This is a genomic window from Stenotrophomonas sp. SXG-1, assembly GCF_014083965.1.
Classification (GTDB): domain Bacteria; phylum Pseudomonadota; class Gammaproteobacteria; order Xanthomonadales; family Xanthomonadaceae; genus Stenotrophomonas; species Stenotrophomonas geniculata.
This window is the reverse complement of sequence record NZ_CP046588.1, coordinates 309541-335042: the sequence shown is the minus strand read 5'-3', so window position 1 is coordinate 335042 and position 25502 is coordinate 309541. Positions and strand designations below refer to the sequence as shown.

The following is a 25502-nucleotide window of genomic DNA, read 5'->3' as shown; positions in this document are numbered from 1 at the left end:
CACCCCGATGAGTACCCACGCAAGTTCAACCCGCAGTTCCCTTGCTCCGCGCCCTGCCCTGCTCGATGGCGCCGGCCTGCGCCGTGCGCTGGTCGACGCAGTGCGCAAGCTGTCACCGATGCACCTGGTACGCAGCCCGGTGATGGCAGTGGTGATGGCCGGCACGATCGTCGCCGCCATCGTCACCCTGACCGGCAATGCGCCGCTGGGCTTCGGTCTGGCGGTGACCGCGATCCTGCTGGTGACCGTGTTGTTCGGCAACTTCGCCGAGGCGGTGGCCGAAGCCCGCGGCCGTGGCCAGGCCGCCTCGCTGCGCCGTGCCCGCCAGGATCTGGTGGCGCGCCGGCTGGCTGCGCCGCAGCCGGGCGCGGCCGAAACCCAGGTACCCGCCGCGGAACTGCGCCCGGGCGACCATGTGATCGTCAGTGCCGGTGAGCTGGTGCCGGCCGACGGCGAGATCGTGCAGGGCCTGGCCACCATCAACGAAGCGGCGGTGACCGGCGAATCGGCACCGGTGCTGCGCGAGGCTGGCACCGACCGTTCCGGTGTGATCGGCGGCACCAAGGTGCTGTCCGACCAGATCATCGTGCGGGTGACCGCCGAGCCGGGCCACAGCTTCCTGGACCGGATGATCGCGCTGGTGGAAGGTGCCAACCGGCAGAAGACCCCGAACGAGATCGCGCTGACCCTGCTGCTGGCGGCGATGACGCTGACCTTCCTGATCGTGGTGGCAACGCTGCCTGCGATCGGCGCCTCCGTGGGCGTCAAGGTCGACCCGCTGTTGCTGATCGCGCTGCTGGTGTGCCTGATCCCGACCACCATCGGCGGGCTGCTGCCGGCCATCGGCATCGCCGGCATGAACCGTGCGCTGGCCGCCAATGTGCTGGCCAAGTCGGGCAAGGCGGTGGAGGTGGCCGGCGACGTCGACGTGCTGCTGCTGGACAAGACCGGCACCATCACCTACGGCGACCGCCAGGCCAGCCACTTCCATCCGTTGGCCGGTATCGATGCCAGCCAGCTGCGTGAAGCGGCGCTACTGTCTTCGCTGGCCGACCCGACCCCGGAAGGCAAGTCGATCGTGCGCCTTGCGCGCGAACAGGGCTGCGCCACCGCCGAACCGGACCATGCCGACTACCTGGCCTTCACTGCCCAGACCCGCATGTCCGGCGTGGACCTGGAACATGGGCGGCAGATCCGCAAGGGTGCCGCCGATGCGATCCGTGCTCACGTGCAGGCGCTGGGTGGCAACGTGCCTGCGGAACTTGCAGGTCGCGTCGAGCAGGTGGCACGCAACGGCGCCACCCCGCTGGTGGTGGCCGAGGGGCGACACGTGCTGGGCGTGATCGAGCTGTCGGACGTGGTCAAGCACGGCATGCGCGAGAAGTTCGCGCAGCTGCGGGCGATGGGCATCCGCACGGTGATGATCACCGGTGACAACCCGCTGACCGCCGCCGCCATCGCTGCCGAGGCCGGCGTCGATGACTACATCGCCGAAGCGCGACCGGAAGACAAGCTGGCGCGCATCCGCCAGGAGCAGGCCGGCGGCCGCCTGGTGGCGATGGTCGGCGACGGCACCAACGACGCCCCGGCATTGGCCCAGGCCGACATCGGCCTGGCGATGAACTCCGGTACGCAGGCGGCGAAGGAGGCCGGCAACATGGTCGACCTCGATTCGGACCCGGCCAAGCTGCTGGCGGTGGTGGAAGTGGGCAAGCAGCAACTGATCACCCGCGGCGCGCTGACCACCTTCTCGCTGGCCAACGACGTCTCCAAGTACTTTGCGATCCTGCCGGCGCTGTTCGCCGCTGCCGTTCCGACCATGGCCGCACTGAACGTGATGCAGCTGTCGAGCCCGCGCAACGCCGTGCTGGCGGCGCTGATCTTCAACGCCCTGGTGATTCCCGCCCTGATTCCGCTCGCCCTGCGTGGCGTGCGCTTCCGCCCGGCCACCGCAACGGCGCTGCTGCGCCGGAACATGCTGGTGTACGGCCTCGGCGGCGTGCTGCTGCCGTTCGCGGCAATCAAGGCGATCGACCTCCTTCTTGTCCTGGTATTCGGCGCATGAACCGTACTGTTTCCACTTCGTCTTCCCTTCCCCGCGAACAGAAAGCCGAGGCCCGCGTGGCCAGCCTGCAGGATGGCGCAAGCTGGCGCCCGGCGATCGGCCTGGGCCTGGCCACGCTGCTGCTGGCCGGCGCGGTCTACGCCGGTATCGCCACCGGTTTCGCCGGCCTGGCCTACCCGACCCAGGCCGAGGGCAGCCTGCTGCGCGATGGCAACGGCCAGGTACGCGGCTCGGCATGGCTGTCGCAGCCGTTCACCGGTGACGGCTACTTCCAGGCGCGCCCGTCGGCCGCCAACTACGACCCGATGGCCGCGGCCGGTTCCAACATGGCGCGCAGCAACCCGGCACTGGCCGAGCGCGTGGCTGCCAGCACGGCTGCGGTAGCCGCACGCGAAGGTGTCGCGCCGGCGCAGGTGCCTGCGGATCTGGTCACCCAGTCCGCAGGCGGCCTGGATCCGCAGCTGTCGCCGGCGGCGGCTCAGCTGCAGGTGGCACGCGTAGCGCGTGCCCGTGGCCTGCCGGTGGCGCGCGTACAAGCGCTGGTGCAGGCGCATACCGAAGGCCGCCAGTGGGGCCTGTTCGGCCAGCCGCGGGTGAACGTGGTGACGCTGAACTTCGCGCTGGACCACGCGGCCAAGGCGCCGTGATGCCGGCCTGCACCGGCTGCGCGCACAATGGCGGGCATGACAGCGGCACCCATGACTGATGCGCGTACCCGCCAGGCCGATGCCCTGGTCGAAGGCCTGCAACGCGAAGCCGGCGGCAAGCTGACCGTGTTCCTCGGCGCGGCGCCGGGCGTGGGCAAGACCTACACCATGCTGACCCGCGCGCAGGAACAGCTGCGCCGCGGCGTTGACCTGGTGGTCGGGCTGGTGGAAACCCACGGCCGCGCCGATACCCAGGCGCTGCTGGAGGGCCTGCCGCAGCTGTCGCTGAAAGCGGTGGCCTACCACGGCCACACCCTGCAGGAGATGGACCTGGATGCCGTGCTCGCGCGGCACCCAGCGCTGGTACTGGTGGATGAACTGGCCCATCGCAACGCGCCGGGCAGCCGCCATGAGCGCCGCTGGCAGGACGTGATGGAGCTGCTGGACGCCGGCATTGACGTCTGGACCACGGTCAACATCCAGCATCTGGAAAGCCTCAACGATGTGGTAATGCGCATCACCGGCGTACGCGTCAGCGAGACCGTGCCGGACGGTGTGCTCGACCGACTGCACGACATCGTGCTGGTGGACCTGCCGCCGCGCGAACTGATCGCGCGCCTGCAGCAGGGCAAGGTCTATGTGCCCGAACAGGCCGCACAGGCACTGCAGGCGTTCTTCTCACCGGCCAACCTGACCGCGCTGCGCGAACTGGCGATGCAGGAGGCCGCCGACCGCGTCGACAGCAGCCTGCGCGAAACCCGCGCCGCGCGTGGCGAAGGCAATCTGCCCCTGCGTCGCGGCGTTCTGGTGGCCATTGATGGCGGCGGCCAGAGCGAATACCTGGTGCGCGTGGCGCGGCGCATCGCAGAGCGCCGTGACGCGCCGTGGACGGTAGTGACCGTGCAGGGCCGGCGCCAGGACGAGGCGACCCGGCGCGAGATCGATGCGGCCTTTGCGCTGGCAAGGCGGCTGGGCGGCGACGCCGAACTGCTGCATGGATCGAGCATCGCCGATGCCCTGCTCGACCATGCCGCACACAACGGCGTGTCGACCCTGGTGCTGGGCCGGACCCGCGAACGTCCACTGGCACGGATGTTCAACCGCACCCTGACCCAGCAGCTGATCCAGCGTGGCGCGCATTACGAGATCACCATCATCAGCACACCGCAGGCACGCGCACGCTCGCGCCGCGAGAGCCTGCTGCCGCCAATGCGCGGTATCAGTCATGAACCGGCACAAGCCCTGATCGCTACCGCGCTGGCCTGTGCGGTGGCGTGGCTGGCCGAACACTGGGTGGGCATGGCCGACCTGTCGATGGTGTTCATCGTCGCGGTGGTGCTGGTGGCGGCGCGCACCCGCGCCAGCGTGGCGGTGATGGCGGCGATCCTGTGCTTCCTGGCCTACAACTTCCTGTTCATCGCGCCACGCTTCACCTTCGCCATCGGCGCGCGCCAGGGCGTGATCACCGTGTTCCTGTTCCTGGCCGCCGCGCTGGTGGCCGGACGCCTGGCCTCGCGCCTGCGCATGCAGGTGATCGCGCTGCGTGCCGCCAACCGCCATGCGCGTGCGCGCCAGCAGTTGGGCCGCCAGCTGGCCAGTGCCGCCGGCAACGGAGAGGTGGCGCAGGCGGGTCGGCATGCACTGGAACAGGCCATGGACGTGCCGGCGTGGCTGCGGATCGGCGCCGATACCGCAACCGGTGGCCGCAGCCAGCCTGGCGATACCGATCTGGCCGCCGCCGACTGGGCGCTGCGCCACGGCCAGCCCAGCGGCCGCTTCACCGACACTCTGGCCGGCGCGCAATGGTGGTTCCTGCCGCTGCTGGATGGCGAAGACCGCGCGATCGGCGTGGCCGGCCTGTACCTGCCCGGCGCGCAGGCGCGCCTGCTGCCCGAGCAGCGGCAGCTGGCCGAAGCGATGGTGGATGACATCGCGCAGGCCGCGCTGCGCACGCGGCTGGTGGCCGAACTGGAACAGGCCCACGTCAGCAACGAGACCGAGCGATTGCGCTCGGCCCTGCTCTCTTCGGTATCGCACGATCTGCGCTCGCCGCTGGCGGCGATGATCGGTTCGGCCGACAGCCTGGCCAGCTACGGTACGGCGATGGATACAGCCGATCGCCGTGCCCTGCTGGACACCATCCTGGTCGAGGGCGAACGGCTGGACCGCTACATCCAGAACCTGCTGGACATGACCCGCCTCGGCCACGAAGGATTGAAGATCAACCGCGACTGGATCGGCGTGGACGAACTGATCGGCTCGGCGGCGCGGCGCCTGCAGCGCTACCAGCCCAAGGTACGGCTGGAGCTGGATATTCCCTCCACGCTGGCGCCGATCTGGGTGCACCCGGCGCTGGTCGAGCAGGCCGTGTTCAATGTGATGGAAAACGCGGCCAAGTTCTCGCCGCCCGATGCCGCCGTGCAGGTGCAGGCGCGCGAGCTGGACGGCCAGCTGCGCATCGACGTGATCGATGCCGGCCCCGGCATTCCCGATGACGAGCGTGCGCGCATCTTCGACATGTTCTACAGCGTCGAGCGCGGCGACCGCGGCCGCCACGGCACCGGCCTGGGCCTGACCATCTGCCAGGGCATGATCGGCGCGCATGGCGGCAGCGTGCAGGCGCTGCCCGGACGCGACGGTCGCGGTACCCTGATCCGCATCACCCTGCCCCTGCTCAAGCCAGCCTCCCACGATGAGCCCGACCCCGATTGATGCCAGCGTGCCGGCCGCGCGCGTGCTGGTGATCGATGATGAAACCCAGATCCGCCGGTTCCTGGATATCAGCCTGCGCGCGCAGGGCTACCAGGTACGGCAGGCCGCGACCGGCCAGGAAGGCCTGGAGATGGCCGCCAGCGAAGACATGGACCTGGTGATCCTGGACATCGGCCTGCCGGACATGGAAGGCCACGAGGTGCTGGAGCAGCTGCGGCAATGGAGCCAGGTGCCGGTGATCATGCTGACCGTTCGCGCCGGCGAAACCGAGAAGGTGCGGGCGCTGGACAACGGCGCCAACGACTACGTGACCAAACCCTTCGGTACCCAGGAGCTGATGGCGCGGGTACGGGCGCTGCTGCGCACGCGCAGCGTGCCCAGCGACGGCACCCCGCCGGTGTTCGACGATGGCCATCTGCATGTGGACCTGGTGCGCCGTGAAGTGGCACTCGATGGCGAGCCGGTGGCACTGACCCGCAAGGAATACGCGCTGCTGTCGCTGCTGCTGCGCAATGCCGGGCGCGTGGTGACCCAGCCGCAGATCCTGCAGGAGATCTGGGGGCCGACCCACCAGCACGACACCCATTACCTGCGCATCCTGGTCGGCAAGCTGCGGCACAAGCTGGGTGATTCGGCGCTGGATTCGCGCTACCTGTTCACCGAACCGGGCGTGGGGCTGCGGTTCAAGGGGTGAGGGTGTGTCGACCAAGGTCGACACCTACCAACAGCTCCAGGACATTGTCAGGGGTGGGGCGGTGTCGGAGTGCGGGGTGTCAGCCGCATGGATGCGGCTGCCAAGCTTACAGGGACGTACTTGCTGCGTCCCCGCACTCCGACACCGCCCCGCCATCCCACGGATAGCCGGCCTTTGACGTTGACGTTGATTCGGCGGGTGCCGGGCGCAGCCCGGCCCCACCTCAGAACCCCAGCGGGGTCTCGCCCAGCACCGGTTGCAGCTGGCTGCGGAACAGCGCCTGGATGCGTTCCAGTGCCGCCTCGTCGTTGCCCTCGAAGCGCAGCACCAGCACCGGCGTGGTATTGGAGGCACGCACCAGGCCCCAGCCATCGGGGAAGTCCACACGCAGGCCGTCGATGGTCGACAGGCGGCCGCCCACATAAGGGTTGTCCGGCGACTGCGCCGCCGCCACCAGCATCGCCACCAGCGCATGTGGCGTACCGTCGGCCACCGGCACCTTCAGTTCCGGCGTGGCCACCATCTCCGGCAGCTCTGCCAGTACCTCATCCGGGGTCTCCTCGCGCTGGGCCAGGATCTCCAGCAGGCGCGCCGCCGCATACAGGCCATCGTCGAAACCGAACCAGCGCTCCTTGAAGAAGAAGTGGCCGCTCATCTCGCCGGCCAGCTCGGCGTCGGTCTCGCGCATCTTCGCCTTCATCAGCGAATGCCCGGTCTTCCACATCAGCGGGCTGCCACCATTGCGCAGCACGTGGTCGGACAGCTTGCCGGTGCACTTCACGTCGTAGATCACCATCGCGCCGGGGTTGCGCATCAGCACATCGGCGGCAAACAGCATCAGCAGGCGGTCGGCATAGATGATCCTGCCTTCGCCGGTGACCACGCCCAGCCGGTCGCCATCGCCATCGAAGGCGACGCCGAGGTCGGCGCCGAAGCGCTTGACCGTCTGCACCAGGTCTTCCAGGTTGGCCGGTTCGCTCGGGTCGGGATGATGGTTGGGGAAGGTACCGTCGACATCGCAGTACAGCGGAATGACTTCAGCACCGATCGCTTCCAGCAGCTGCGGTGCGAGCGCACCGGCGACGCCGTTGCCGGCATCGGCCACGACCTTCAACGGGCGGTCCAGCTGCACGTCGTCGGCGATGCGCTGGATGTAGTCGGCACTGACATCGCGCTGCTGGTAATCGCCCGGCTCGGCGGTCTGTACCAGGCGGCCTTCGATGATGCGCTGGTAGAGATCGGTGATGGCATCGCCGGACAGCGTCTCGCCGCCGATGACCACCTTGAAGCCGTTGTACTCGGGCGGGTTATGACTGCCGGTGACCGCCACGCAGGTGCCGGTGCGCAGATGGAAGGCGGCGTAGTACACGACCGGGGTCGGTGCCAGGCCGATGTCGATCACCGCGCAACCGGCGCGCCTCAGGCCCTCGGCCAACCCTGCGGCCAGTTCCGGGCCGGACAGGCGGCCGTCGCGGCCGATCACCACCTCGCGCAGGCCCTGCTCCAGTGCCACGGTACCGATGGCCTGGCCGATCAGCGCCGCCGTCTTCGGCGTCAGTTGGCTGCCCACCACGCCGCGGATGTCGTAGGCGCGGAAGATACCGGCCGCCAGTTCCTCGGCCGGAACCGGCGGCGGGGGCGGCGGTGCACTTTCAGTTGTGCTGGCCTCGACCACCGGCGGCGGCGCCATCTGCAGGCTCTCGCTCAGGGTCGGGCCATGATCCGCTTCCGCCACGGCCGCACGGCGCGGCAGCGGCAGCGTCTTCGGCAGGCGGCCGCGACCCACCACCAGCAGCACGGCGATGAACGCCAGCAGCAGCGCAACGATGGCGCTGGCCAGCGAACCCAGGCCCAGCGGACCGGGTTCGACATTGGGTACCGCGGCCACCAGCCGCAACGGCGTACCCGGAATTGGCCGCGCCAATGCTTCGGCACTTTCGGCCAGGCTGGCATCGCCCTGGGCGACGAGGTCATGCGCGCCCTGGCGCAGGCCAAGGAAACCGGCCGATGGCGCACTCACCTGGTCCAGCGGCGAGGTCAGTCGCAGCAACGGCTGGCGCACGTAGAGCACTGCCGGGCCCAGGCTGCCCAGCGGCACCGGTGCCGCCAGGCCAAGACGATTGCCACCCCCATCGCGGACCACGCGCAGGCTGGGGCCGGTCTCGGCCAATGCGGCTTCCAGCAGCGCCAACCGGGCATAGCCGAAGGTCGCCGGGTCGGCGTAGGCGTTGGCCAGATCGGCGGTCAGTACTTCGGCGTGCTCGACGCCGGTCCAGCTCTCGCGGACCGCGAGTGCCGCCGCAGCGGCATCGCCGGCCTGCAGCGCCTGCTGCACGCGCTCGTTCTTCAGCTGCTGCTGCAGCTGCTTCAGCTGGCCGGCGGCGGCCTCCTGCAGGCCCTGCACAGCCTGGTCGCGCGCAGCTTCCAGCGCCTGGCCGTTGGCCTCCTGGCGCCATTGCTGCACCGCGCTCCATCCGAACCAGCCAGCCAGCAGGACCAGCAGCACCCCCAGTAGTGGCGCACTGCGTCCCAACGACCGTCCCCGCTGTCCTTCCCCGATGCCGCTCATCGATGTCCCCTGTCAACGCACCCCGGTATGGCCGAATCCACCCGTTCCCCGCACGCTGTCGGTGAAAGTATCCACCACCTGCAGGCTGACGCGGGTAATCGGCACGACCACCAGCTGCGCGATGCGATCGCCCGGCTCGATGGTGAAGGCCTCGCGGCCACGATTCCAGACGCTGATCAGCAGCGGGCCCTGGTAATCGGCGTCGATCAGGCCGGTGCCGTTGCCGAGCACGATGCCGTGGCGGTGGCCCAGCCCGGAACGCGGCAGGATCACCGCGCACAGGTTCGGATCGGCGATATGGATGGCCAGGCCGCTGGGCACCAGCGCGGTGTCGCCCGGCTGCAGGGTCAGCGCGGTATCCAGCGCCGCGCGCAGGTCCATGCCGGCGCTGGCTTCGGTGGCGTAGGCCGGCAGCGGCCAGCTGTCGCCGAAGCGCGGATCGAGCAGCTTGACCTGCAGCGGTTGGGAAGTGAAAGCCTGGGTCATGCCTGGAGTCTCCGCGCGATCAGCGCCAGCAGTTGTTCGGCCAGCTCGCGCTTGGAGGTGGCCGGGAATACCTGTTCACCGTCCTGCCAGAAGGCAGTGGCGGCGTTGTTGTCGCTCTCGAAACCGCCGCCGCTGATGCCGACCTGATTGGCGATCACCAGGTCCAGGCGCTTGTCGACCAGCTTGCCGCGTGCGTACTTCTCCACGTCGTGGGTTTCGGCGGCAAAGCCGACCACCAGCTTCAGCGACTGCGTCTGCGCGGCGACTTCGGCCAGGATGTCCGGCGTGCGCACCAGCTCGATCACCAGCGACTGGCTGTCGGCGGTCTTCTTCAGCTTCTGCGCAGCCACTTGGCGCGGTGTGTAGTCGGACACCGCGGCGGCACCGATATAGATGTCGGCCGGCAGCGACTTCAACACGGCATCGCGCATCTGCGCGGCCGAGCGCACGTCCACGCGCTGCACGCCGGGCGGCGTCGGCAGCTGCACCGGGCCGCTGACCAGCACCACCTGGGCGCCCATCGTCGCGGCGGCCGCGGCCAGGGCAAAGCCCATCTTGCCGCTGCTGCGGTTGCCGACGTAGCGCACCGGATCGATGTCTTCATAGGTCGGGCCAGCGCTGATCAGCAGGCGCAGGCCCTGCAGCGCGCGGGTTTCCGGTGCGGCAGCCGCCGCCGTGGTACTGCCATTGGCGGCCAGCGCGGCGACGATGTCGCCGGGCTCGGCCAGACGGCCGGGACCGGATTCGCCCTCGGCCAGCGGACCGTCGACCGGGCCGATCACCTGCGCGCCGCGCTGGCGCAGCAGGGCGATGTTCGCCTGGGTGGCCGGATGCAGCCACATGCGGTGGTTCATCGCCGGGCAGATCGTCAACGGCGCGGTGCTGGCCAGGCACAACGTGCTGACCAGGTCATCGGCATGGCCCTGCGCCAGCCGGGCCAGCAGATCAGCGGTCCCTGGGGCGACCACGATGCGGTCGGCCCAGCGGGCCAGCTCGATATGGCCCATGGCCTGTTCGGCGGCGCTGTCCCACAGCGTGGTGCGGGTCGGCTGCCCGGACAGGGCCTGGAAACTGAGCGGAGTGACGAACTGCTGGGCACCGGCGGTCATCGCCACCTGCACCTGGGCACCGGCGTCGCGCAGGCGCCGCACCAGTTCCAGCGCCTTGTACGCCGCGATCCCGCCTCCGACACACAACAGCAGTTTCTGACCTTCCAGCGCGCGCGCCGGCGCGGGGGAAGCGTTGGGGGAGTCAGCCACCTGGAATTCCTGTGCAAACGAGGGCGCTAGCTTACCCGATGGTCGGTAATGTCCCGGTGCAGGGCGCACATAGCGGGCGGCTATCAGCAGATGGAATCCGCCTGCGTTGACCCGGGATTCACCCGGTAACAGTTTCGGACCTTTCCTATACCCCTACGTCTCTGTGCTTTTGCAGAATCAGGCATTGGCTGCCGCCCGCCGTGGCCTGTTCGACCTTCGAGGAGCCTCGTGCATCCACGCATCATCATCGCCGACGACCATCCCGTGGTCCTGCATGGCATCCGTGTCGTGCTGCAGACCCACCTGATGGACATCGTCGGCAGTGCGCGTGACGGCGCCCAGCTGCTGGAGCTGGTGGACCAGCACGACTGCGATGCGGTGCTGACCGACCTCTCGATGCCGGGTGCCGGCCCGGACGGTCCGGAGCTGATCGACGCGCTGCGCATGCGCCGCCCTGGCCTGCCGGTGGTGGTGCTGACCGGCGCCCGTCATCCCGGCCTGCTGGACGGACTGCTGCGGGAGGGCATCAGTGGCCTGGTCGACAAGTGCGCCGATTTCGCCGAACTGCCCCAGGCGCTGAACGCCGCGATGGCGGGGCAGGTATTCGTCTCCCAGCAGCTGCGCCACCACCTGCAGGCACGCGACCTGCTGTTTCCGCGCGAGCCGGCGCCGCTGTCGGCACGCGAACAGGAAGTGCTGGAACTGCTGGCGGCCGGTCTCAATGTGAACCAGGTCGCCGAGCGCTGTGGGCGCAGCCCGAAGACCATCAGCCGGCAGAAGGCCGAAGCCAAGCGCAAGCTGGGCCTGCAGAACAACCAGGAACTGTTCGACTACCTGCAGACCCGGCGCGACTGAGGCATCGACCGACCCGGACCCGCGGCAAGCCCCGATGGGAGATGCCGCCGAAGCTGGCGATGATGCAGGCATGCCCATCCACGACTGGCCCGAACAGGAACGCCCCCGCGAGAAGCTGATCGCGCGCGGGCCCACGTCACTTTCCGACGCCGAACTGCTGGCCCTGTTTCTCGGCTCCGGGTTCGGTGGCCGCGATGCCGTGCAGACCGCGCGCGACCTGCTGCAGGCGCATGGCCCGTTACGGGTGCTGCTCGATCGCCCCGCGCGGGAGCTGGCGCGCCTGCCCGGTCTGGGTCCGGCGCGCAGCTGTACCCTGGTTGCTGGGCTGGAACTGGCCCACCGCTACCTGGCCGCCGAGCTGGAACACGGCGAAGCGGTCGGCAACAACCCGGCCGCGGTCGGACGCTATCTGCAGCACCGCCTGCGGGGGCAGGCACGGGAGATCTTCATGGCCCTGTTCCTGGACAATCGCCACCGCCTGATCGCCTGCGAGGAACTGTTCCACGGCACCATCAACGCCGCACCGGTCTACCCCCGCGAAGTGGTGCGGCGCGCCCTGCTGCACAACGCGGCGGCGGTGATCCTCAGCCACAACCACCCTTCCGGCGACCCGGAACCCTCCAGCGCCGATACCCGCATCACCGACGAACTGCAGCAGGCGCTGGCGATGGTGGACGTGCGCCTGCTGGACCACTTCGTGGTGGGCGAGGGCCGTCCCGTTTCATTTGCTGAACGGGGACTTCTGTCCACGCCCCAGCCGCGCCTGTTCGGCTGAGCACGGCCCCTTCAGGCGCCATCGGCCGCCCCCACAGGCATGTTCTGGTCAGCGTGGGCGCGGGTATCTGCGCTAAAATGGGCGATTCCGCCGCTCATTCTCACAGCAGGCCTCGTGAAAAATCTCCTCCGCGCCCTGATCAGCCAAGGCATCGAAGCCTTGCGCGCCAATGGCACCCTGCCCGCCGACTCCCTGCCGCCGGACTTCGTGGTCGAGCGCCCGAAGACCCGCGACCACGGCGACTTCGCCACCAACGCCGCGATGCTGCTGGCCAAGGCCGCGCGCAGCAATCCGCGCGCACTGGCACAGGCATTGGTCGAGGCGCTGCCGCGCAGCGAGGACGTCAGCAAGGTCGAGATCGCCGGCCCCGGCTTCATCAACTTCCACCTGGCCCCGGCCGCGTACCAGCGCGAAGCCGCCTCGGTCATCAAGGAAGCCCACGACTACGGCCGCAATCTGTCCGGCAATGGCCGCACGGTGGGCGTGGAGTACGTGTCGGCCAACCCGACCGGCCCGCTGCATGTCGGCCATGGCCGCGCGGCGGCGATCGGCGACTGCGTGGCACGTGTGCTCGACGCCAACGGCTGGAACGCCAAGCGTGAGTTCTACTACAACGACGCCGGCGTGCAGATCGAGAACCTGGCGCTGTCCACCCAGGCGCGGATCAAGGGCATCGCGCCGGACCAGGACGGCTGGCCGGAAGGTGGCTACCGCGGCGAATACATCGCCGACGTCGCCCGCGCCTACATGGCCGGCGCCAGCGTCGACCTGGAAGGCAGCACCGTGGTCGGCGCCAAGGACCCGGACGACATGCAGGCGATCCGCCGGTTTGCGGTGGCCTACCTGCGCAACGAGCAGAACCTGGACCTGGCCGCGTTCGGCGTCGACTTCGACATCTATTTCCTGGAAAGCTCGCTGTACGCCGACGGCAAGGTAGCCGAAGCGGTGGCCAAGCTGCAGGCGTCGGGCCATACCTATGAAGAAGGTGGCGCGCTGTGGCTGCGCAGCACCGACTTCGGTGACGACAAGGACCGCGTGATGCGCAAGTCCGACGGCACCTTCACCTACTTCGTGCCGGACGTGGCCTACCACCTGTCCAAGTGGCAGCGCGGCTACGAGCGCGCGATCACCGAACTGGGTGCCGACCACCACGGCTCGCTGGCGCGCGTGCGCGCCGGCCTGCAGGCGATGGAAGTGGGCATTCCGCAGGGCTGGCCGGAATACGTGCTGCACCAGATGGTCACCGTCATGCGCGGCGGCGAGGAAGTGAAGCTGTCCAAGCGTGCCGGCAGCTACTTCACCCTGCGCGACCTGATCGAGGAAGCCGGCCGTGATGCCACCCGCTGGTTCCTGATCGCGCGCAAGCCCGATTCGCAGCTGACCTTCGACATCGACCTGGCCCGCCAGCAGAGCAACGACAACCCGGTGTTCTACGTGCAGTACGCGCACGCCCGCGTCTGCAGCCTGCTGCGCCAGGCGCAGGAGAAGGGCCTGGTGTACGAACAGGGCAACGGCCTGGCCAACCTCGGCCGCCTGGCCGACGACGCTTCGCTGCTGCTGATGAACGAGATCTCGCGGTACCCGGAAGTGGTGGAGGCGGCCGGCGTGGCGCTGGAACCGCATCTGGTGGCGCAGTACCTGCGTGAATTGGCGCACGCGTTCCACACGTGGTATCACGGGACGCCGGTGCTGGTGGATGACGCCGCCGACCGCAACGCCAAGCTGACCCTGGCCTGCGCCGCGCGCCAGGTGCTGGCCAACGGCCTCGAACTCCTGGGCGTCAGCGCCCCGGAAAAAATGTAAGCATCAGGAGACGCAGTACACATGGCAGCACGACGCGGCAAAAACCAGGCACGACGCAACAGCAGCAGCCAGGGAACACCCGGATGGGTGTGGCTGGTCGCTGGCGTGGCGATTGCAGCCGTGGTGTTCCTGGCGGCGCCGAACCTGTTCAAGGGCGAAGGCGATGGCTTCCTTCGCGCCGGTCCGCAGCCGAACCCAAACGCGCAGCCGGCCCCGGTCGCGGATGCCGACAGCGATGTTGGCGCCCAGCCGGCCGCGCAGCCGGCCACGCCGAAGCCGGCCGAACCGGAGAAGCCGGCCGCCACCCAGTACGACTTCTACACCCTGCTGCCGGGCAAGGAAGTTGAAATGTCCGACGCCGAACTGGCCGCCAGCGCGCGTGCCGAAGACCAGCGCCGGGCCAAGGCCGAAGCGCAGCGCGCGCAGGCGGCTTTGGAAGGCAAGCCGGTTCCGGCCGCCGCCGCTGCACCGGCACCGACAGCAACCGCCAGCGTGGCCAGCACCGCACCGGTAACCGCCACCAGCCGTCCGCTGCCGGCACCGCTGAGCGAACGCCCGGCTGCGGCAACGCCTCCGGCCAGCACGCCGACGGCGTCGACCAGCGCCGCCGCCGCCACTCCGGCAGCGCGCGCGGAAACCCCGCCGACCGCGGCCAGTACCCCGGCCGCTGCTGCGCCGGCCGCCGCCGACAACGCCCGCTACATCCTGCAGGCGGGTGCGTTCGGTGCCTCCGGCGATGCCGAAGCGACCAAGGCCAAGCTGGCGATGATGGGCCTGGCGGCACGCGTGGAATCGGCGCAGATCAACGGCAAGACCGTGTACCGCGTGCGCATGGGGCCGTATGGCAGTGCCGGCGAGTTGTCCGAAGCCAAGCAGAAGCTGGACGGCACCGGCCTGCAGGCGATGGCGATCAAGGCGCAGTAAGCCTGCCGCTGTGAACGAAAAAGCCGGGCATTGCCCGGCTTTTTCGTTTCTGTAGAGCCGAGCCATGCTCGGCTGAATCCAGACGAAGCCGAGCATAGGCTCGGCTCTACAGGACCCGCGAAGCAGGTCAGCCTTCGCGGGCGACCTGGAAACCGGCGAAGGACTGGCTGACCGGCATCAGTTCAAGGCGATTGATGTTCAGGTGCGGCGGCAGGCTGGCTACCCAGAAGATCTGTTCGGCGATGTCTTCGGCGGTCATCGGGTTGGCGCCGGTATAGAGCTTGTCCGACGCCGCCTGGTCGCCATGGGTACGCACCACCGTGAACTCGGTTTCGGCCATGCCCGGCTCGATCGTGGTCACGCGCACGCCGGTGCCATGCAGGTCCGAACGCAGGCCCAGCGAGAACTGGCTGACGAAGGCCTTGGTACCACCGTAGGCGTTGCCGCCCGGATACGGGTAGACGCCGGCCACCGAGGAAATGTTGATGATCGCGCCCTTGCGCTCCACCAGCTGCGGCAGCAGGCGATGGGTCAGGGTCACCAGCGCGGTGATGTTGGTGTCGATCATCGTGATCCAGTCCGACAGCCTGGCGCTCTGTGCCGGCGCGGTGCCCTGCGCCAGGCCGGCATTGTTGACCAGCAGATCGATCTCGCCGAAGGCCGGCGGCAGTGCCAGCAACGCGGCTTCCATCGCCACCGGATCGCGGATGTCGAAGGCAGCCGCGTGCACCACGTCCTTGCCGTAGCGCTCGACCAGCGGCTGCAGGCGTTCACCGCGGCGGCCGGTGGCGATCACCTTCCAGCCCGCCTGGGCGAAGCGGTGGACGGCGGCGGCGCCGAAGCCGGACGTGGCGCCGGTAATCAGGACAGTGCGGGTCATCAGGCAACTCCAGGGGGGGAAAACCGGACGCCCATTCTGTCACCGTCGGCCGGCCCCTGCGTTGCCGATGCCGGCTGACCACGCCCGAGGCGTGCGCGGCTCAGCGCACGCGGAATACCCGGGCCTTGGGCAGGTCTTCGTCGACCTGCAAGAACCAGCGCCCGGAAATTCCTGGAACAACGGCGATCTGCGGCGACTGCAGCACCTTGCGCAGCTTCATCTGCCCCTTCATCACCTGCCATTGCTGGCCGTTATCAAGGGTGAACAGCGTGCCGGGCTGCCAGCCTGCGACCTCTCCGACCACGCGTGCATTGACCGGTCCTTCTTCCAGGCCCAAGTGCATTGCTGCCGGTGCCGGCACATTGGCAGGCAGCGGCGCAGCGGCGGGGGCCACCGCTGCCGTCGGCCCGGTGGCCGCGCGCTCGGCCTCGCGCAGTACCCGGTTCAGTGCCCGCAACTGCGCCGGACTGAGCCCGACCTCGGCCAGTTGGGATGCACTGAGGCGCCGCTCGACGGGTACGAAGCGGTCCTGGGCGAAGGCAGCGAAGCTGCTGGCGAGCAGCAGTGCGGAAAACAGATACCGGCGCATGCAAGGGTCCCAGCGAACGAGTGCCCACGATGCTGCAGTTCGATGACAATCCGGTGACACGCCAGGGGCCGCTACAATTGGGCCATGATCAACAACGATGTCCTGCGCAGCGTGCGCTACTCCCTGGACCTGGGCGACCACCACGTGGTGACCCTGTGCCAGATGGCCGACCCGGCCTTCGCCGTGGATCCCGAGCAGGTCAAGGCCTGGCTGCGCCGCGAGGACGAAGCCGGTTTCGAGGCGATGAGCGACAGCGCGCTGGCGCACTTCCTCGATGGCCTGATCGTGCACCTGCGCGGTCGCGACGAGAGCCAGCCGCAGCGTGCGGTGGAAACCCGCATCGACAACAACCTGGTGCTGAAGAAGCTGCGCGTGGCGTTCCAGCTGCGCGACGTCGATCTGATGGAGATCTTCGCCAGCGCCGGTTTCAACGTGTCCAAGTCGGAAGTGGGCGCGCTGTTCCGCCAGCCCGGCCACACCAACTATCGGCGTTGCCTGGACCAGATGCTGCGCAATTTCCTCAAGGGCCTGAGCCTGCGCCTGCGCGGCTGAGCACGGCCTCGACGAACGCCCGCGCCGCCGGTGTCGGCAGCCGCTGCCAGACCAGGTGCACGCGGCGGGTCGGGGTCGGCTGCAGCGGAATCCGCACCACGCCCTGGAAGCCTTCGGCAATCAACGTCGGCACGATGCCAACCGCCAGCCCATGGCGGACGAAGCGCTCGATCAGTTCCATCAGATTGACCTCGAAGCGCACCGCATGCGGCAGGCCAGCGGCGGCGAAGGCATCGTCGGTCTGCCGCCGCGCACCGGTGCCGCGCGGGAAGTCGACCAGCGCCTCGTCCTGCAATTCGGTCAATGGCAGCCGCTTGCGCCGGGCCAAGCGGTGCGACGGCGCCAGCACCGCCACCAGGTCTTCTTCCTGCAGCATCTGGTGGCAGACCCCGTCCAGGCCGGCCGAGGGTGACAACCCGACCAGCGCCACATCCAGGTCGCGCGACTGCACCTGCGCGATCAGGTCCTCGCTCTTGTCCACCCGCAATTGTAATTCCACCTGCGGGTGCACCTGCTGGAAGGCGGCCAGCATCGCCACCACGTCGATGCCGGTCAGCGAGGAAATCTGCCCGATCGCCAGCAGCCCGCGCACCTCGCCACTCACCGCCGCCACGTCGGCACGCAGATGGCGCAGGCTGGCCAAGGCCTGCCGCGCATGCACCAGCATGGCCTCACCGGCGGCGGTGGCCCGCACCTGGCGCGGCAGGCGTTCAAACAGCGGCGTGCCCAGTTCCTGCTCCAGTGCGGCGATCTGGTGGCTGAGTGCGGACTGCACCACATGGCAGCGTTCGGCGGCGCGGGTGAAGTTGCCTTCCTCGGCCAGGGCGACGGCAAACTCGAGCTGCTTGAGGTTCACCCTGCTATCTCGTTTCCAGATGACAGGGATGATGATGATTCATTTCCATCATCGCTGCAGCAGGCGGACACTGTGCACCCCGCTTCTCTGGAACACCGCGTGAGTCCGTCCCTCCCCCCTCTGCACCGCTGGCAGGTGCTGCTGATGTCGGTGGCTACCGGCGTGGCCGTGGCCAGCAACTACTATGCGCAGCCGCTGCTGCACACCATTGCCGATGCCTTCGGTGTGCCGTTCGGCCAGGTTGGCATGGTGGTCACTGCCGCACAGCTGAGCTATGCCGCCGGACTGATCCTGCTGGTGCCGCTGGGAGACCTGTTCGAACGCCGCCGCCTGATCGTGGTGATGAGCCTGTTGTCCGCCGGCGGGCTGGTGATCAGTGCCTGTGCGCCGTCGCTGACCTGGCTGCTGGTGGGCACCGCGATCACCGGCCTGTTCTCGGTGGTGGCCCAGGTGCTGGTGCCGTTCGCCGCCACGCTGGCGGCGCCCGAGCATCGTGGTCGCGTGGTCGGCACGTTGATGAGTGGCCTGCTGCTGGGCATCCTGCTGGCACGTACCGTGGCCGGCCTGCTTTCCAGCCTGGGCGACTGGCGCCTGGTGTACGCGATCGCCGCCGGCACCCTGGTACTGACCGCGCTGGCACTGCAGCGCGGCCTGCCGCGCTTCCACCACAGCGCCGGCCTTGGCTACTTCGCGTTGCTGCGCTCGATCGGTGTGCTGTTCGTACAGGAACCCGTGCTGCGCCAGCGCACGCTGCTGGGCGCCTGCAGCTTCGCCATGTTCGCGATCTTCTGGACGCCACTGGCGTTCCTGCTGGCACAACCGCCCTACACCTACAGCGACGCCACCATCGGCCTGTTCGGACTGGTCGGCGCCGCCGGCACGCTGGCGGCCGGCCTGGCCGGCCGCATGTCCGACCGCGGGCAGACCGGCCGCGCCACCGCCATCGCGCTGGCGCTGTTGCTGCTCTCGTGGCTGCCACTGGGGCTGTCGGCACACTCGCTGCTGGCGCTGCTGGTCGGCGTAGTGGTGCTGGACCTGGCCGCGCAGCTGCTGCACGTCAGCAACCAGAACCTGATCTATGCGCTGCAACCAGCCGCACGCAACCGCCTCAATGCAGGCTACATGACCGGCTATTTCATCGGCGGTTCGCTGGGTTCGCTGTTGTCGGCGCAGGTCTACCAGCGCTTCGGCTGGACCGGCGTCTGCGTGGCCGGTGCCACGGTGGCCGTGCTGGCCCTGCTGCTGTGGCTGCCCGGCGCGCTGCGTGCGCGCCAGGCGGTGTCGTCGAACTAGAAGCTGCCCTGCAGCGCCAGCTCCCAACGCCCCCCGGCATTGCCCGGGAACAGGCGCTTGGCCGCGCTGTCAGTGTCATGCACGGTGGCGCGCAGTTCCCATGCCGGGGTCAGCGAGGCGATGGCACTGAGCTGTCCATGCAGGTAATCCGGCCCCTGGGCGGTGGCCAGCCAATACTGGCCCACCGCCGCCTCCAGGCGGAACCGCTCGTGCAGCGGTACCCGCACGCCCAACTGGGCATAGGTGCCGCGATGGCCGCCGGCCAATGCATCGCTGGAATGGGCGACCTGCAACCAGGCGCGCTGCTTCCAGGTCACGGTGGTATTGAGTTCGGTCCAGTCCAGCGCGCGGCCGGTGCCCGGGTACATGTAGCGGGTCAGGTTGGCATCCAGTGTCCAGTCCGGGGCCAGCGCACCGGACCAGCCCGCCACCAGGTCGAACTCGCTGCGCGCGCCGTTGTCCGGCTTGAACGAAACGTTGGAGCCCCACACGCTGGCGTACCAACCCGATGGGATCGAAACCTTCGCGCCCGCCTGCACCGCCGGGTCGCCGTCGCTCTGCGAGCTGCCACGCCACACGTAGTCACTGGTCAACGCCGCACTGCCACTGACCTGTACCTGTGCCTGCGCGCTGCCGATTCCGAGCAGCCCTGCCAGGGCGGCCACCACCGCCGCCATCATCCCCTTGCTGTTCACTGCACTGTGTTCCTCGTCGAAGGCGGTCACGCCGCCGGGAACGCAGTGTCGAGGCGGTGGCCGTAACGGATCGAGGGTGCTGCCGGGCCCGTGGCGCAAATTCGGCGTAAATCCCGCGGATCGGGGCCACATGCCAGCAGCGCGGTATCATGGCGCCCTGTTTCCAGGAACCAACCGCGTGGACGCCATCCTGACCCCGGTATCGATCGGCGAGCTGATCGACAAGATCACCATTCTCCAGATCAAGGCCGAGCGCATCGACGATGCGGCCAAGCTGGCCAACGTGCGCACCGAACTGGACGGCCTGCTGCCCTTGTTGCAGCAGCAGCTGCAGGCACAGCCGGCCCTGGCCGCGCTGCAGCAGCAGCTGAAGGCGATCAACGAGCGCATGTGGGACATCCAGGACCAGCTGCGCGACAAGGAAGCGGCCCAGGTATTCGACGATGCCTTCATCCAGCTGGCACGCGGTGTCTATGGCACCAATGGTGAGCGCGTGCAGGTGAAGAACGAGATCAACCGCGTGGCCGGTTCGGCGCTGGTGGAAGAGAAACAGTACCAGGGCGAGTAAGCCCGCTCATCCGCATTCGAGCAGGTGCCGGATGCGGAACAGCTCACCATCGCTGTGGATGCCCAGTTTTTCGTAGGCCGTGCGCTTCTGCGTGCTGACCGTACTGGCCGTGCGTCCGAAACGCCGCGCGACCTCGCCGGTGGTGCAGCCCTGCAGGACCAGCCGGAGCACCTCGCGCTCACGTCGGCTCAAGGGCGTCAGCACAGGCGCCGGTGTGCGCCGCATGCGCGATCGGCTCAACTGCGTGCGCAACTCCGGGGGCACGAAGCGGCCGCCACGCGCCAGTACGTCAACTGCGCGCCGCAACATCTCCGGCGTGGTTCCCTTGGACAGAAAGCCGCGCGCGCCGGCCTGCATCGCCATGGTCACCGTGCTGGCATTGCAGTGCGCAGACAGCACCAGCACCGGCAGCAGCGGCCAGCGCCGCGACAACAGCCGCAACAGGGCCAGGCCCTGTTCGGGTCCGCACGGCGCCAGCAGGTCGATCAGCAACAGGTCGATGCCATCCGGCTGGCGCTGCAGCAGATCGAGCAGATCACCTTCGCGGGTGAAGCTGCCACAGACCTGCACGCCACCGTGCTGGCAAAGCACCACCTCCACCCCCAGGCGCAGCACGGGATGCGGCGCCAGCATTGCCAGGCGGCGGGGCCGATCGAGGGGCCGATCGAGGGGCAGAGCGGGAACGGCAGGCGGCATCACATGGATCCGACGGTACGAAGTGCCCACCGTAGGCCCGCGCCGGGAGCAGCGGAATCCAATTTATTGCAACGCAGCAGCGGCCCCGGAACATGCTCAGCTGCGGTTTCGGGTCGTCACAACGCAACAGGCCCGGCATGCGCCGGGCCTGTCGAGGCATCTTCAGCGCGCAGGCGCGCCGAGGAAGCTATTACCAGCTGAAACGCGGGCCGACGGTGTATTCCTTGTCGCCGTCGCGGTTCATCTTCAGCTCGCCATTGATGCCCCAGTTCTGGTTCAGCTTGACCTGGCCACCCAGGCGACCGTACCACTGGCCTTCCGGATTGATGCCGTGCTTCTTCGAGAAATCTTCGTAGCCGACCATGCCGTAGACTTCGGCGTGGGCACCGAAGGCGGTGCGGATACCCGCTTCAGCGCTGTAGCCGTTGAAGTCCAGGCCGTGCTTCTGGTCGCGCTTCTGGTAAGCAACGCGGGCAACGAAGTCGGTGGTCGGAGCGATTTCAACGTTGTAGCCGGCGCCGATCTTCCACTGGTCCAGCTTGATGTTGGTGTGGTCGATTTCCTGGCGGCTGTACTCACCGAAGGCGTGGAAGTTCGGCAGGAAGCCGTACGAACCCTTCACGCCCCAGCCGTCGGCCTTGAACGCGTCGATGTCGGTCTTGGCGTAGTCGGCTTCGGCGTAGTTGTACGACAGGTTCTCAGCAGCCGAGGCGGTGAACGGCAGGGCAGCGGCCAGGGCCAGAGCAATCAGCGAATTCTTCATGGGGGTACACCTTTACTTTCTTATGGTGTGCAGCAGCGCCAGGGCGCCATCGCATCGGGAATGTAAATTCTCCGTTATTCGCCACAACGCTCCCTGAAAACAGCGGTCTTCGCATTGCTGAATTTTTTGGCTTGATTCAGGCTGTCTCTGGCATACGCGCGCGGCGCGCGTGCATTTGTGATTCGTCGCCGACTGCAACAGGAGGTTGCCTTGCACGTTTCCGATCCGCTGCTGATGCCTGTTCGCGCCGCCCTCCTGGCCTGCGCTTCCCTGTTTCCGATCCATGCTGCGCACGCGCTGCAGGCGGCTGACTACCAGCGCGCCGAACGCGTGCATGACAGTCATCTGCGCGGTGCGCTGCGCAATGCTTCGGTCCTGCCCCACTGGCTGGCCGATGGGCGCTTCTGGTACGAACGCGAAGACACACAGGGCCGGCGCCAGGCGATACTGGTCGATCCAATCCAGGCTACGCGCCAGATCCTGTTCGAACCCGATGCGCTGGACGCCGCAGTTGCACCTCTGGGTGCCAGCGGGCCACGCCTGCGCTTGAACAGCGTGCAGGTACTGGATGATGGCTTGCGCCTGCAGTTCAACGGCGAGGCGGCGATCAACTGCCAATGGCCACGCCTGCAGTGCACGGCCGCACAACAGGCGTTGCCGCCGGCTGATGCACTGCCGTCGCCCGGTGGTGATGCCTGGCTGCAGGTACGCGACCACAACCTGTGGCTGCAGCACTCTGGAGCGGCGCCGCAGCTACTGACCCAGGGCGGTGAAGCTGGGCATGGCTATGGCGTACTGCCGGACTTCACCCTGCGCGGTATTCCACGCCGTCAGGGCCGGATGCCGGCACGACCGTTCGCGGTGAGCTGGTCACCCGATGGCCGTTACGCAGCCGGCATCCGCTACGACGAACGCGCGCTGCAGGACTATCCCTATCTGGAAAGCAGCCCGACCAACAGCGCGCGGCCGCGCGTGCATACCGTGAAGCTGGGGGTACTGGGCGATGCACAGCAGGTACGCGACAGCCTGTATGTGATCGATATCCCCAGCGGCAGGCAGCATGACATCGCGCTGCCCGAGGGCTGGAACACGCTCAGCGAGGCCGGCATCCTGGGTTGGGACGGTGATCGGTTGTATGCCGTGATCGCGCACTTCGGCACACCGCGCAGGCTGCGCCTGGTGGAGATCGATGCCAACAGCGGTGCATTGCGCACGGTTCTGGAAGAAGCCAGCGACACTCGCCTGCAGCTCAACGTGTATTCCTACAACCGGCCAGCGGTGGCCATCCTGCCCGGGCAGGACACCGCCGTGTGGTTCTCGCAGCGCGATGGCTGGGGCCATCTGTACCGGGTGCGCCTGTCCGACGGCAAGGTGCTGCGCCAGCTCACCCGCGGCAAATGGGTGGTGCGTGACCTGCTGGGTGTGGACGCTGCGGGTGGCTGGGCGTACTTCAGCGCCGGTGGCGTCGACGGTGGCGACCCCTACGTGCGCGGCCTGTACCGGGTATCGCTGCAGGGCGGTCCGATCCAGCGCCTGGCCGCCGATGGCAACGACCACATGGCCGATGCCGGTACCGGCGCGCTGTTCGGGGGGCGCGCTCCCCAGGCGCTGTCGCCTGGCGGTGGGTATCTGGTGGATACCGTTTCCCGTCTCGACCAGCCACCACGCACCGTGCTGCGGGCCAGCGATGACGGACGTGAAGTGATGGTGCTGGAAACAGCCGATGACAGCGCGATCATTGCTGCCGGCTGGCGCGCACCACGGCGCGAACGGCTGCTGGCCGCCGATGGACGCACGCCGATCTTCGCCACCGTCTACCTGCCCCGCGACTATCGCGATGATGGCAGCTTCCCGGTGATCGACGCGATGTACGGTGGTTCCTTCATCAGCAATGCGCCGGTGACCTACGCCGAGGCGGTGTCTGCCCTGAATCCGGTATCCCGCGCCAGCTTGGCCGAACTCGGCTTCATGGTGGTCAGCATCGATGCGCGCGGCACCGGTGGCCGCAACAAGGCGTTCCATGACAGCAGCTTCCTGCGCGCCGCCGATGTACAGCTGGATGACCATGTGGCTGCGCTGCGCCAGCTGGGCGAACGCTACCCGGGCATCGACCTGGAGCGGGTCGGCATCTACGGGCATTCGTTCGGCGGCTATAGTGCAGCGCGCGCCCTGCTGCGCTATCCCACGTTCTACAGGGTGGGCGTGGCCTCGGCTGGCAGCCACAATTTCCAGGGTATGTACGGCGGCGCCCTGCACGGCATGGACCGGCTGTTCGGTGGCGTGCTGCCGGCCATGCCCACTGCCGAAGGCGTGCCGGCGCCCTTTGCCGGGCTCGACAATGCGGCGCTGGCCGGCAACCTGCGCGGGCATCTGCTGCTGGTCTATGGCGAACTGGACGAGAACGCGCCACCGGCGCTGACCCTGCAGCTGGCCGCCGCCCTGAACAAGGCCCAGCGCAGCTACGACCTGCTGTACCTGGCCCGGCAGGACCACGAACTGTTCCGCAACGACGCCACCTACACGCACCGCATGTGGGACTACTTCGTGCGCCACCTGGCCGGCCAGCAGCCACCGGATACGGTGCTGGCGCCGCTGCCCGGTGGCCCGGGCTGAACAGGCGCGCACAGGATGTCGATCCACGACGCCCTGGTTCGTCGGGTACTTGAAGGCCGTGCATGCGGCACGGTCCATCTGGAGGCAGGCAATGAGCTACATCGATGGTTTCGTCCTGGCGGTGCCCACCGCCAACAAGGAGAAGTTCCTCGCCCACGCACGCACAGGGGATCCGGTGTTCATCGAGTACGGCGCGCTGCGCGTGGTCGAGTGCTGGGGCGATGACGTGCCGCACGGCAAGACCACCGACTTCTTCGGCGCAGTGAAAGCCACGCCGGACGAGACGGTGGTGTTTTCCTGGATCGAATGGCCGGACAAGCCGACCCGCGACGCCGGCATGAAGAAGATGATGGAAGACCCGCGGTTTGATCCTGCGACGAATCCGATGCCGTTCGACGGCGCGCGGATGATCTACGGCGGCTTCGTGCCGATCTACGAACTGACGCGCTGAAACGGGCGGACGTGCTCAGCGCGCGTCCGTTTCATCGCTGGCAGAGGCATGGCCGGCGCCCAGTGCGGCGCCGGCGCCGAGGCCCACACCGCCCATGCCAGCGCCCATTCCGCCACCGCCACCTCCTCCACCCGCACGACCGCCCTTGGCATCGCCCTCGTTGCGGCCCTTGCCGCCGCCACTGGCGCCACCCGGCCGGGTCGGCCCCTGCGGCGGTATCTGCAGGTCGGCCGGAATCGGCGCCAGATCCAGCGCTTCGCGCACGAAGTCGCGCAGCGAGACCACCAGTTCGTGGGTATGTACCGGCCGCCCCTGTGCCAGTTCATTGGCGGCACGCGCGGCCAGCCGCACCTGTTCGTCGGTGCCCAGCAGCAGGATGTCCAACAACGCCGCTTCAACGGCATCACGAATGCGGCGCGCGCGATCCGAACGGGGCTCGGCGATGCCCTCGGCATCCTCGCGCTGGCGCAGGTCACGGCGATGGCTGGGATCCACACCCAGTTCGCCGGTGAACGAACCGCCCAGGGTCTTGTAGGCCGCCATCAGCGTGCGCAGCCGTTCGTTGATCTGCCGGTTCTCGCGCTCGCGGCGCTGTTGCAGGGTCTGCATCACCAGCAGGCGGATGCCCACGCCCAGCAGAGTGATCAGGACCAGGCCGGCCAAGGTGGACAGCACGCCCTGCCAGGAACTGAAGTCGATACCACGCATGCCCGGGGCTCCGGCGGGAACAACCTGCATCTTGCCCCAGACCGCGTCC

At 68.4% G+C, this 25502-nt stretch carries 23 protein-coding genes; 13 read left to right on the top strand and 10 right to left on the bottom strand.

Annotated features, from left to right (window positions below):
* Positions 1–7: 7 nt before the first annotated feature.
* Genes kdpB through GOC52_RS01470 form a run of 4 tightly spaced genes read left to right on the top strand, consistent with a single transcriptional unit; the run spans position 8 to position 6118 of the window.
* Entirely contained in the window at positions 8–2065 is a 2058-nt protein-coding gene (kdpB, locus tag GOC52_RS01485) for a potassium-transporting ATPase subunit KdpB (protein WP_191850502.1), read from the top strand.
* Complete coding sequence (kdpC, locus tag GOC52_RS01480) at positions 2062–2712, top strand: potassium-transporting ATPase subunit KdpC (protein WP_049412120.1); 651 nt, start codon at positions 2062–2064, stop codon at positions 2710–2712. The genes kdpB and kdpC overlap by 4 nt, the downstream gene beginning before the upstream one ends.
* Positions 2713–2763: 51 nt before the next feature.
* Positions 2764–5424 (top strand): sensor histidine kinase, encoded by a 2661-nt coding sequence (locus GOC52_RS01475; protein ID WP_010486887.1) that lies wholly within the window; start codon positions 2764–2766, stop codon positions 5422–5424.
* A complete protein-coding gene (locus GOC52_RS01470) occupies positions 5405–6118 on the top strand; it encodes a response regulator transcription factor (RefSeq protein ID WP_019338804.1) in 714 nt (237 codons plus the stop codon). The genes GOC52_RS01475 and GOC52_RS01470 overlap by 20 nt, the downstream gene beginning before the upstream one ends.
* 223 nt (positions 6119–6341) lie before the next feature.
* Here GOC52_RS01470 and GOC52_RS01465 read toward each other — a convergent pair whose 3' ends face one another.
* Genes GOC52_RS01465 through coaBC form a run of 3 tightly spaced genes read right to left on the bottom strand, consistent with a single transcriptional unit; the run spans position 6342 to position 10432 of the window.
* Entirely contained in the window at positions 6342–8687 is a 2346-nt protein-coding gene (locus GOC52_RS01465; protein WP_191850500.1) for a phosphomannomutase/phosphoglucomutase, read from the bottom strand.
* A 12-nt stretch (positions 8688–8699) separates the two neighbouring features.
* Complete coding sequence (dut, locus tag GOC52_RS01460) at positions 8700–9173, bottom strand: dUTP diphosphatase (protein WP_143994444.1); 474 nt, start codon at positions 9171–9173, stop codon at positions 8700–8702.
* Positions 9170–10432 carry a bifunctional phosphopantothenoylcysteine decarboxylase/phosphopantothenate--cysteine ligase CoaBC gene (gene coaBC, locus GOC52_RS01455; RefSeq protein ID WP_010486895.1) on the bottom strand — a complete coding sequence of 421 codons (1263 nt, stop codon included), beginning with the start codon at positions 10430–10432 and terminating at the stop codon, positions 9170–9172. Before coaBC ends, dut begins: the two co-directional genes overlap by 4 nt.
* A gap of 228 nt (positions 10433–10660) precedes the next feature.
* Here coaBC and GOC52_RS01450 point away from each other — a divergent pair, with 228 nt between their 5' ends.
* The 4 genes from GOC52_RS01450 (at position 10661) to GOC52_RS01435 (ending at position 14789) form a co-directional block, all read left to right on the top strand.
* Positions 10661–11287 carry a response regulator transcription factor gene (locus GOC52_RS01450; RefSeq protein ID WP_019338987.1) on the top strand — a complete coding sequence of 209 codons (627 nt, stop codon included), beginning with the start codon at positions 10661–10663 and terminating at the stop codon, positions 11285–11287.
* A 70-nt stretch (positions 11288–11357) separates the two neighbouring features.
* A complete protein-coding gene (radC, locus tag GOC52_RS01445) occupies positions 11358–12062 on the top strand; it encodes a RadC family protein (protein WP_053443781.1) in 705 nt (234 codons plus the stop codon).
* A 114-nt stretch (positions 12063–12176) separates the two neighbouring features.
* Positions 12177–13865, top strand: coding sequence for an arginine--tRNA ligase (gene argS / locus GOC52_RS01440; protein WP_010486900.1), 1689 nt, complete (start codon positions 12177–12179; stop codon positions 13863–13865).
* Between the two features lie 21 nt (positions 13866–13886).
* A complete protein-coding gene (locus GOC52_RS01435; RefSeq protein WP_010486901.1) occupies positions 13887–14789 on the top strand; it encodes an SPOR domain-containing protein in 903 nt (300 codons plus the stop codon).
* 127 nt (positions 14790–14916) lie between these two features.
* On the opposite strand, the gene GOC52_RS01430 is transcribed toward GOC52_RS01435, so the two are convergent.
* Together GOC52_RS01430 and GOC52_RS01425 are read right to left on the bottom strand one after the other, a co-directional pair.
* On the bottom strand, positions 14917–15669 hold the full coding sequence (locus GOC52_RS01430; RefSeq protein WP_010486904.1) for an SDR family NAD(P)-dependent oxidoreductase: 753 nt from the start codon (positions 15667–15669) through the stop codon (positions 14917–14919).
* A 100-nt stretch (positions 15670–15769) separates the two neighbouring features.
* Positions 15770–16258 carry a hypothetical protein gene (locus tag GOC52_RS01425; RefSeq protein ID WP_010486906.1) on the bottom strand — a complete coding sequence of 163 codons (489 nt, stop codon included), beginning with the start codon at positions 16256–16258 and terminating at the stop codon, positions 15770–15772.
* Between the two features lie 84 nt (positions 16259–16342).
* Between GOC52_RS01425 and GOC52_RS01420 the strand changes: the two genes are divergently transcribed.
* Entirely contained in the window at positions 16343–16810 is a 468-nt protein-coding gene (locus GOC52_RS01420; protein ID WP_005411992.1) for a YehS family protein, read from the top strand.
* Here the strand turns inward: GOC52_RS01420 and GOC52_RS01415 are convergent.
* Positions 16779–17666 carry a LysR family transcriptional regulator gene (locus tag GOC52_RS01415; protein ID WP_191850498.1) on the bottom strand — a complete coding sequence of 296 codons (888 nt, stop codon included), beginning with the start codon at positions 17664–17666 and terminating at the stop codon, positions 16779–16781. The two genes, GOC52_RS01420 and GOC52_RS01415, sit on opposite strands and share 32 nt — an antisense overlap.
* A gap of 144 nt (positions 17667–17810) precedes the next feature.
* Between GOC52_RS01415 and GOC52_RS01410 the strand changes: the two genes are divergently transcribed.
* Positions 17811–18959: an MFS transporter gene (locus GOC52_RS01410; protein WP_329922828.1), complete on the top strand. Its 1149-nt coding sequence runs from the start codon at positions 17811–17813 to the stop codon at positions 18957–18959.
* Here the strand turns inward: GOC52_RS01410 and GOC52_RS01405 are convergent.
* Complete coding sequence (locus GOC52_RS01405; RefSeq protein ID WP_029380105.1) at positions 18956–19654, bottom strand: TorF family putative porin; 699 nt, start codon at positions 19652–19654, stop codon at positions 18956–18958. The genes GOC52_RS01410 and GOC52_RS01405 overlap by 4 nt on opposite strands.
* A 130-nt stretch (positions 19655–19784) precedes the next feature.
* Here GOC52_RS01405 and GOC52_RS01400 point away from each other — a divergent pair, with 130 nt between their 5' ends.
* The gene (locus tag GOC52_RS01400; protein ID WP_049403467.1) at positions 19785–20222 is read left to right on the top strand and encodes a DUF6165 family protein; all 438 of its coding nucleotides are present in this window, start codon (positions 19785–19787) and stop codon (positions 20220–20222) included.
* 6 nt (positions 20223–20228) lie between these two features.
* On the opposite strand, the gene GOC52_RS01395 is transcribed toward GOC52_RS01400, so the two are convergent.
* Together GOC52_RS01395 and GOC52_RS01390 are read right to left on the bottom strand one after the other, a co-directional pair.
* Entirely contained in the window at positions 20229–20918 is a 690-nt protein-coding gene (locus tag GOC52_RS01395; protein WP_019337639.1) for a response regulator transcription factor, read from the bottom strand.
* Positions 20919–21108: 190 nt separating this feature from the next.
* Complete coding sequence (locus GOC52_RS01390; RefSeq protein ID WP_010486919.1) at positions 21109–21681, bottom strand: OmpO family porin; 573 nt, start codon at positions 21679–21681, stop codon at positions 21109–21111.
* Positions 21682–21891: 210 nt separating this feature from the next.
* Here GOC52_RS01390 and GOC52_RS01385 point away from each other — a divergent pair, with 210 nt between their 5' ends.
* Entirely contained in the window at positions 21892–24294 is a 2403-nt protein-coding gene (locus tag GOC52_RS01385) for a S9 family peptidase (protein ID WP_043401753.1), read from the top strand.
* A 91-nt stretch (positions 24295–24385) separates the two neighbouring features.
* Complete coding sequence (locus tag GOC52_RS01380) at positions 24386–24745, top strand: DUF1428 domain-containing protein (RefSeq protein WP_005407745.1); 360 nt, start codon at positions 24386–24388, stop codon at positions 24743–24745.
* Positions 24746–24760: 15 nt separating this feature from the next.
* Here the strand turns inward: GOC52_RS01380 and GOC52_RS01375 are convergent, their stop codons facing one another.
* Positions 24761–25453, bottom strand: a complete 693-nt coding sequence (locus GOC52_RS01375; protein ID WP_191850494.1) for a hypothetical protein — start codon at positions 25451–25453, stop codon at positions 24761–24763.
* Positions 25454–25502 lie beyond the last annotated feature (49 nt).